This window comes from Microcystis sp. BLCC-F209, assembly GCF_041928595.1.
Lineage (GTDB): Bacteria > Cyanobacteriota > Cyanobacteriia > Cyanobacteriales > Microcystaceae > Microcystis.
Genome location: NZ_JBHFLL010000343.1, coordinates 1 through 7,350, shown reverse-complemented (window position 1 = coordinate 7,350; position 7,350 = coordinate 1). Strand labels below are relative to the sequence as shown.

The following is a 7,350-nucleotide window of genomic DNA, read 5'->3' as shown; positions in this document are numbered from 1 at the left end:
TTCTAGGTTCTGTGTGATCAGTTTAACTTACAATATGATCGATCAATCTTTGTGTCCTTTGTGTCTTTGTGGTTCGTTCCACTCACTCGCCAGCAGGACTGTATCCTAGAATACATTTTACCCACCAAACCTGGGAGAGCCCTCTTTTTTGCCAATATTGCCGTCCGCATTAAAAAACATCGGCAAAAAGCGTTCCATAAACATTTGTGGATCCCGATTCCAGGCTTTTCGGGCCGCTTCTACCCGGAATAATTGCAATTTCGGGTCGAGAAGGGATTGGGGTAAACGTTCCATCAGATATTGAGGACGTTGCCAGAGCGGCATAGTGGCGGCGATTTCCATTAAATGACCGAAGCGGCGCAATTCTGCCCCCAGGGTGATATCCATACCCGATTCATAGGCGGCCTGTTCGATCGCCGAGTATTTAGCCTTAGCTTTTTCGACTTTTTGCCGATGTTCGGGGCTTTTTTGGGCAATTTTGGCTAACCAACGATTACCCCAACGCACATGGCCCGCTTCTTCGGGAAAGATTTTGGCGATCGTGTCCCGAATTTTCAGATTTTCTGGGGTTTGTTCCCCTGCTTTGAGGGCATAAATATGGGCGGCAAAGTATTCGCATCCCCGTTTTTCCGTGACGTTAATTGCCGCTAGGGCCGCAATCAGTCCATCTTCCCTTTGTTCTTCGCCTTGGAATTGGTCTTGATCGAGAAGACGTTCAAATTCGTCGATATAGGACAACCCCGGCGGTTTCCCCACATCGGCCCCCAATTCGATTAATAAATCGGTTAACCAGTAAGCATGGCGGGCCTCATCGGCGACGTGATGGGAAAGCTCCTGGATCAGTTCTTTTGGTTGTCCGTCTAAGGTTTCGATCAGTTCGGTCAGGTCTTTACAGCTACGTTGTTCGTTGTAGCGGTAACGATTGAGGGTGACAAGATGAATTTCGCGATCGCTAATGACACGCTTCATGATGTCGCGAGCGCTCATCGTCTTCTTGAATTTACGAGGGTAAGCAACGGTCATGATTTTGTATCGTTTTGTTAACGGCTTCCCGTATTCTAACGGAGTTTTTCCCCAATCTGGCAAGGGAGCGGGGAGCTTTTTTCAGTGATCAGTAAACAGTAATCAGTCAACTGAAAGCTTACATCTGATAACTGATCACTGATGCAAGTGGGAAACAAAATTAGGTGGTGAAGAAAAGATATTTGTCAGGAGAGTCACCATCATCAATGCTACCGAATCCCTAGCCAATGCCTTAAAAACCACTAAATCCCGTGGCACCTAGATAGACTTCCCTCCAGTGGGGACGACGATAATCTGGGTTAAAATAAATATTCCCGTGGCGGCAATTTTAAATTCTCCTGCTAATTTTACCTGTTTAAGCACCACCACAAAATGCCCCCCTTCAGGAATTTTATCGGGAATTTGACTTCTGTTGATCATGGGCTGGACTCCCCCGTTGTAACCGCAACTTAAACCTGCTTCTAGGCTGATTTCTTCCTGTTGCTGGTCGGGATGGGGAACGTATATGATAAATTGATAGGAGTCCCGCCAAGTATTGCTGATCGCTTCTTGGTTTTCTTCTTGATAATCCTGGCAAACCTTGCCTAGTTCTTGACCTACTTAGCTATCTTGATCGCAGATATTGACAAGGACATATTAATTACTCCCTGCTCAAATCTTGTCTCTCCTAATACATTCATTTTCTCTCATTCCCTACGCCCAATTAGTATTATTCAATCACGGGTAAATTAGTATTTATGTCAAGTTTTTAACAATTTTTTCGGAAAAAAGCTTAAATTATTTTAAGTAATTTGTCAGTTTATTACAAATAGACCTCTTGTAAAAATCAAAAATTGTTGTTAGGGTTAGGAGTCAGTAGCCAGTAGTCAGTAGTCAGGAGAATTAAGAATGAATAATAATCAGTTAAATGGTCTATTTACAGACTTTATGCCATTTAATCCTTATTTTTGCCGTTTTTGAACCCTGAAAAATTAATTATGCAAGAGGTTTAATCTATGTCAAAATACGATCACTAAACTGTTCCGCAGTTCCGTCGTTCCCGAAAAGAAAAACTTTGTACTTCACCATTAAGATAACTGCTATAGTATCAAGGAAACCTAGAATTGTCTATGAACACATTTACTACCCATCAAATTGTTAGTTTATTCTGCAAAAATCGAACTTTATACGGAGAAGTAATTCAGGTGATCGAAAGTCGTTCGGCTCTTTGGGTGCGTCCTCTTTGGTTAATTTCATCCGATAATTTTGAGACAATTGATGTACGGGAAGGTTCCGATTTAATCCTGCCGATGGACTTATTTAACCCCGCCTTAGATACGGAAGTTTTACCCCTATTCTCCCAAGTTATCAAAGATAATTATATCGCTAATATTTCCTATCCTCTCCAGGACTTTGTGCAGAAAGTTTGTCAAAATTATCCCGAATATTTTCAGAAAAATCTATGATTGACGAAGGCTACGTTAAATACAATTGTACTTGGATTCCTGACCGTCCCTTAATAAGCTCAGAGATTGCGGAATTAAATTATTGGCGCAATCGTCTCTATCGACTGGGATTAATCGGTCAATACGATAACGGAATCGGTTTTGGTAATGTGAGTCAACGAGGAAAAATAGACAAAGAAATCATTATTTCTGGCACTAACACCGGGGGAATCCCCGTATTAAATGAATCCCATTACACCACGGTTATAGACTACGATTGGAGAGAAAATCGGGTCACTTGTCGGGGAACAATCGCCGCTTCTTCAGAAACTCTCACCCATGGAGCGATTTATGAAGCGAATCCCCAGATTAATGGGGTGATTCATATTCACCATCGCCAGCTGTGGCAAAATTTGATGTATCGAGTGCCGACCACTCAAGAAAATATTGCCTATGGAACCCCAGAAATGGCCGCAGAAATTATCCGTTTATGCCAAGAAGATCGTCTAGAGGAGCAACAAATTTTAGTGATGAGTGGTCATGAAGAAGGAATTATCGCCTTTGGTCAAGATTTAGCAAAAGCGGGCAATTTATTGTTATCCTATTACTGGCAATTGCAATCATCTTGAAAGTGACCTCCTTTCCAACTCACCGCTGGGGGTGCAAAAGTGGTTTTAATTTAGTCCTTTTCATGTTAACTTATTCTGTAGATTTTCGTCTTTGAGGAATGCCATCGTGATCGACATCTTCCATCATCTATCTGTCTCGATCGATTTTTCGCCTCTTACCAATGTCTTGATGACTATTTCGGAGCAAGACGTGGATATCATCGGGAATTTCCAGAAATCCTTCTCAAATTTTGTCAAAACTGGGCAAGCATGGGCCCTATTAATCGGTTTGATTGTCGGTTATATGTTTCGAGGTTTTACTTCTTATTAACCTGAGTTCCGGTTAAGTAGATTGAGATAAAACCCAGTCCATCGGTTGGGAGAGCTTCTTGTTAGCGATCGCCTGTTAACCAAGGAGTTGAGAATCCAGAGTTGGCCAAGGTTTTCCCACAATCTGGTCAAAATTCGCAATCTGAAGAAGATGTTTTAATCGATTAGATTTAATATTCATGAGCAAATCCACAAAAATTGTCATCAAAACCAAGGTTAAACCAGCATTACTGGCGCAGATTGATGGGTTAGCGCAGGCGCAAAATCAGTCAATTTCTCAATTGATGCTGGCGGCTTTAAATCAATATCTTGATCTGGCAGAGAATCGACCTACTGCAACTGATTCATTGCAGATTATTCAAGCTGAATTGAAGTTATTGCAAGCTAAAATTAATAAGATTGATCAATTCAAACAAGAGGTTGATTCTCTATCATTTCGCTTAAACAATCTCGAACAACTCCTGTCGCCCCTGCAATCTCAGCAGTCTTTAACATTAGCTGCTGCTAATTTTTCCGCTGCTGTCGATTTTATTGGGGAATTAGATGAGGATGACATAGATGACGAACCAGATGAGATTTTAACCGATTTTGTTCCATGAATTGTAATTGCGGTTTTCTTTTTTTTGTTAACCAAAAATATTCCGTAGGGGCGCATTGCGTGCGCCCATAACTCTAGTTCCTAGCCAAATGGTAACGACAAATTAAATCTAACATTGTCAAGTTAAGATGCCATGAAAAAATTGATTAAAATAGAATTCGTTTTGATAGCAAAATATAATCAGTTTACGAGGAATCCAAGAGAGAGAAGATTCGATAGATTCTGATTTTAATAAGCTTTCTTTATCAATTCTTGTTGGCTTTTTATTAAGTCTTTGTCTGTGCGCTGGAATATTTTTAATGGTAACAAAGCAAAATTTATAATCTTTTAAAAAATCTTCTTCCTCCCAAAATATTTTACCAATTGTGCGACAATACTTGAATAAGCCTAAGGAGCATTTAAGTTGAGCAATAATGTCACTATTACTATCCTTGCCTGATTTTAGCTCTAGGAAAATAACATATTTACCTTGATATTTACCTTCCTCTTGTTCTACTAAAAGAATATAATCAGCGCGTTTACATTCATTCTTGTTATTTTTAAAAATTGCTTTAGGTGGAGGAAAAATATCCGATTTAACAACAAATACAGATACAGTATCAGGGATAGAGTGAATCTTAACAGAATAAGAGTTTTTGTCATCAGTTTCTGTTAAAATGACCTGCTTCTTACCATGATCACCTGTACTAGGTTTAACTATTGCATCATCTACAATTAACTCAAATAAAATTTTATAGTCTCTTGCTTTTCTGTCGGGCAAAAATTCCCGCAATTGAGCCAGCAGAACTAATCTGACTCTCGTATTTTTTACTAATAAAATCTGATTCACTAATCAAGAGTTCAACTTCAAAATTAGCCCCTTTAAATTTATCAATACTGGCGGCAAAAATGGTAGATAGATTTTTTGAATATTCTTGACAAGCTTTTGATAAAGCTTCAGGATAGTTTTTAAAATAATCCAAGAGATTTAAGTTAATAGAACCTTCCCTGAGTAATTGATTAATACATTTGTCTGGTATTGTAAATACTATTCTTTTTTTCCAAAAATACAAAAAACCAAACAGCGCATAAGTAGCATAGGTTTTGCCAGTATTATTATTGCCACAAATAATAGTTAAATCACCAAGCTCAAATTCAGCTTGTTTTAATATTCCTAGATTTTTAAGTTTAATTTTTCTTGCTTGTTTAGACATGATAGTAAATTGGGCATTGTCCAATGATAAGCTGTTCGTAATTTAAATTGCTTGTTGAGACGAGGCAAGAGGCAAGAGGCAACAGTAAAGAGATTGGAGGAGATTCGGCTAATCGAAGAATAAGCAGTTTAAATACGTCTTAGCTTAATCAGTTGCACTCAGCCTATTATCACCGAATTTATTATGAGATGTAGTTAAAGGTAGGTGGCCAGTTTTCGTTATTTTGTGCTTTCCATTCTTTAAATACTTCTGGTTCCTCTCCTTTGACAATGTACTTCATCGTGGTTTTCTTTCCTCTCTGCGAATCATAAGTTCTAGGCGAGTGAGTTCTGAATCCGTTGCGCTTTTAATCATCTCATGTAATCGATTCAATTCTGGATTTTTGGCTCTCCCAGCTTTGGTGGGTAAAATGTATTTTAAGATACATTTCTCAAGAGCGAGGGGGTGGAACGAACCACAAAGACACAAAGGACACAAAGATCGATCAATCCTATGTCAATTAAACTTATCACACAGAACCTAGAAGAGCCGATTTTTTAGCTTATCTATCGGCTCGACTGGGAAAATAGGCAAACTTTGACCTCCTTGCTCGATTTCTAGGGGAATAACTGTTGGTAAAACCTCCTCTAAAAGTGAGAAAAGATTTGGGCTTAGTTCTAAAGGGGCAATAGATAATCAGTCTTTAATAACTGGATTTAGGATTAGATAGTCAACAGCTTAGTAAATTTACGCTAGGGGCAAGGGGGGGCGGGGGAGATTCAGCTAATCTAAAGATAAGGGGTTAAAATGGGTCTTAGCTTAAAACCCTACACCCCAGACCCTGCCACCACGAAAAACTGTTTCGGCAAACCCTAGCTAGGGACTAAATTTGCACCTGTCTGAGATGACGACGGGGATCGGTGCTACGCTGAGATTTAATTTTCTCGTATAATTCCCGTTCGATCGCCGTTAACTCTTTGGGAGTATCGATGACAATTTTGACTAATTGATCGCCGCGTTGTCCTTTATTATCGATCCAACCTTTGCCTCGTAAGCGCAGGGATTGACCGGAACGAATACCGGCGGGAATTTTTACCGTCACCAGGCCATCGGGGGTAGGAACTTCAATCGCTGTGCCTAAAACCGCCTCATCGGGAGTAATCGGCACTTCACAGGTTAAATTATCGCCTTCAAAAGCAAAGAAAGGATGGGGTTCTAATTCCACATCGAGAAATAGATCTCCCCGTTGTTTACTCAAGGGATCGATTAGTCCTTTACCCCGTACCCGGAGACGATTACCGGTTTTAGTTCCTGGGGGGATTTTGATATCGATCATTTCTCCGGCTAAATTAACCCGTTTTTGTACTCCTCGTAAAGCTTCCGCAAAAGTCAGACGCAGTTTAGCGGTGGAGATACCAGAAGTGACGGATTGCGGTGCAGTACGAGAGCCGGCAAAGTCGTTAAAATTGCTAAAATCGCCAAATCCTCTCCCCGGAGTCCCGTAGGAATGGGAACCGGGGCGAGTACCGCCGGAGCGCCCCATGCGACCGAGCAGTTCATTGATAAAATCATCAAAGGTGTTGTACTGGCTAAAGTCAAAACCGTCCGAACCAAAGTCAACCCCCCCATTACCCGGCCAATTTGATCGCCCGGCCTGTTGCCAATATTGTCCAAATTGATCGTATTTTTGGCGTTTTTCGCTATCGGAGAGGACTTCGTAAGCTTCGCTAATTTCTTTAAAACGTTCTTCGGCGCTTTTATCGTTAGGATTGCGATCGGGATGATATTTGACGGCTAATTTACGAAAAGCTTTTTTTATTTCTTCAGCGCTGGCAGTTTTACCTACTCCCAGAACGGCATAATAATCTTTATAATCTGCGGCAGGCATCGATACGCTATCTCCTTAGCAATGAGGATTCAGTCGGAATATTCCTAATCTAACTTAATTTTATCGTTGTCAGGCTTGAATCAGTGATCAGTGATCGGTGAACAGTAACCAGTAACCGGTGATCAGTGAAAATAAAGTGCCAAAGTTTTCACTTAACACTATCTACTTAGGGTCTGCTGAAAAAGTCATTGAAAAGTACAGGTCTCTTAATCAATGATTTCACTTAGCTACAAGCATAAGCTTTAGTTGTTGATTAATTTTTAAGTTATAACTTATCCTAATCATTGACCGAGAAAAAGTGCTGTTT

The 7,350-nt window shown here is 40.2% G+C and carries 9 protein-coding genes; 4 read left to right on the top strand and 5 right to left on the bottom strand.

Annotated elements, in window-relative coordinates:
• Positions 1-117: 117 nt before the first annotated feature.
• Positions 118-1,023 (bottom strand): ferritin-like domain-containing protein, encoded by a 906-nt coding sequence (locus tag ACE1AQ_RS23025; protein WP_008205388.1) that lies wholly within the window; start codon positions 1,021-1,023, stop codon positions 118-120.
• Between the two features lie 258 nt (positions 1,024-1,281).
• Positions 1,282-1,443 (bottom strand): hypothetical protein, encoded by a 162-nt coding sequence (locus ACE1AQ_RS23020; protein WP_008205386.1) that lies wholly within the window; start codon positions 1,441-1,443, stop codon positions 1,282-1,284.
• A gap of 689 nt (positions 1,444-2,132) precedes the next feature.
• On the opposite strand from ACE1AQ_RS23020, the gene ACE1AQ_RS23015 reads away from it, so the two are divergent.
• From ACE1AQ_RS23015 to ACE1AQ_RS23000, 4 genes are all read left to right on the top strand, one after another.
• Positions 2,133-2,468, top strand: coding sequence for a hypothetical protein (locus ACE1AQ_RS23015; RefSeq protein WP_008205385.1), 336 nt, complete (start codon positions 2,133-2,135; stop codon positions 2,466-2,468).
• Positions 2,465-3,076 carry a class II aldolase/adducin family protein gene (locus ACE1AQ_RS23010; protein ID WP_106908459.1) on the top strand — a complete coding sequence of 204 codons (612 nt, stop codon included), beginning with the start codon at positions 2,465-2,467 and terminating at the stop codon, positions 3,074-3,076. The genes ACE1AQ_RS23015 and ACE1AQ_RS23010 overlap by 4 nt, the downstream gene beginning before the upstream one ends.
• A gap of 106 nt (positions 3,077-3,182) precedes the next feature.
• Entirely contained in the window at positions 3,183-3,386 is a 204-nt protein-coding gene (locus ACE1AQ_RS23005; RefSeq protein ID WP_051011189.1) for a hypothetical protein, read from the top strand.
• Positions 3,387-3,564: 178 nt separating this feature from the next.
• The gene (locus ACE1AQ_RS23000; protein ID WP_008205378.1) at positions 3,565-3,984 is read left to right on the top strand and encodes a ribbon-helix-helix protein, CopG family; all 420 of its coding nucleotides are present in this window, start codon (positions 3,565-3,567) and stop codon (positions 3,982-3,984) included.
• Positions 3,985-4,101: 117 nt separating this feature from the next.
• Here ACE1AQ_RS23000 and ACE1AQ_RS22995 read toward each other — a convergent pair whose 3' ends face one another.
• From ACE1AQ_RS22995 to ACE1AQ_RS22985, 3 genes are all read right to left on the bottom strand, one after another.
• Complete coding sequence (locus ACE1AQ_RS22995) at positions 4,102-4,743, bottom strand: hypothetical protein (RefSeq protein WP_039900475.1); 642 nt, start codon at positions 4,741-4,743, stop codon at positions 4,102-4,104.
• Positions 4,715-5,176, bottom strand: coding sequence for an AAA family ATPase (locus ACE1AQ_RS22990; protein WP_008205373.1), 462 nt, complete (start codon positions 5,174-5,176; stop codon positions 4,715-4,717). Before ACE1AQ_RS22990 ends, ACE1AQ_RS22995 begins: the two co-directional genes overlap by 29 nt.
• Before the next feature lie 862 nt (positions 5,177-6,038).
• Positions 6,039-7,043 carry a DnaJ C-terminal domain-containing protein gene (locus ACE1AQ_RS22985; RefSeq protein ID WP_008205371.1) on the bottom strand — a complete coding sequence of 335 codons (1,005 nt, stop codon included), beginning with the start codon at positions 7,041-7,043 and terminating at the stop codon, positions 6,039-6,041.
• Positions 7,044-7,350 lie beyond the last annotated feature (307 nt).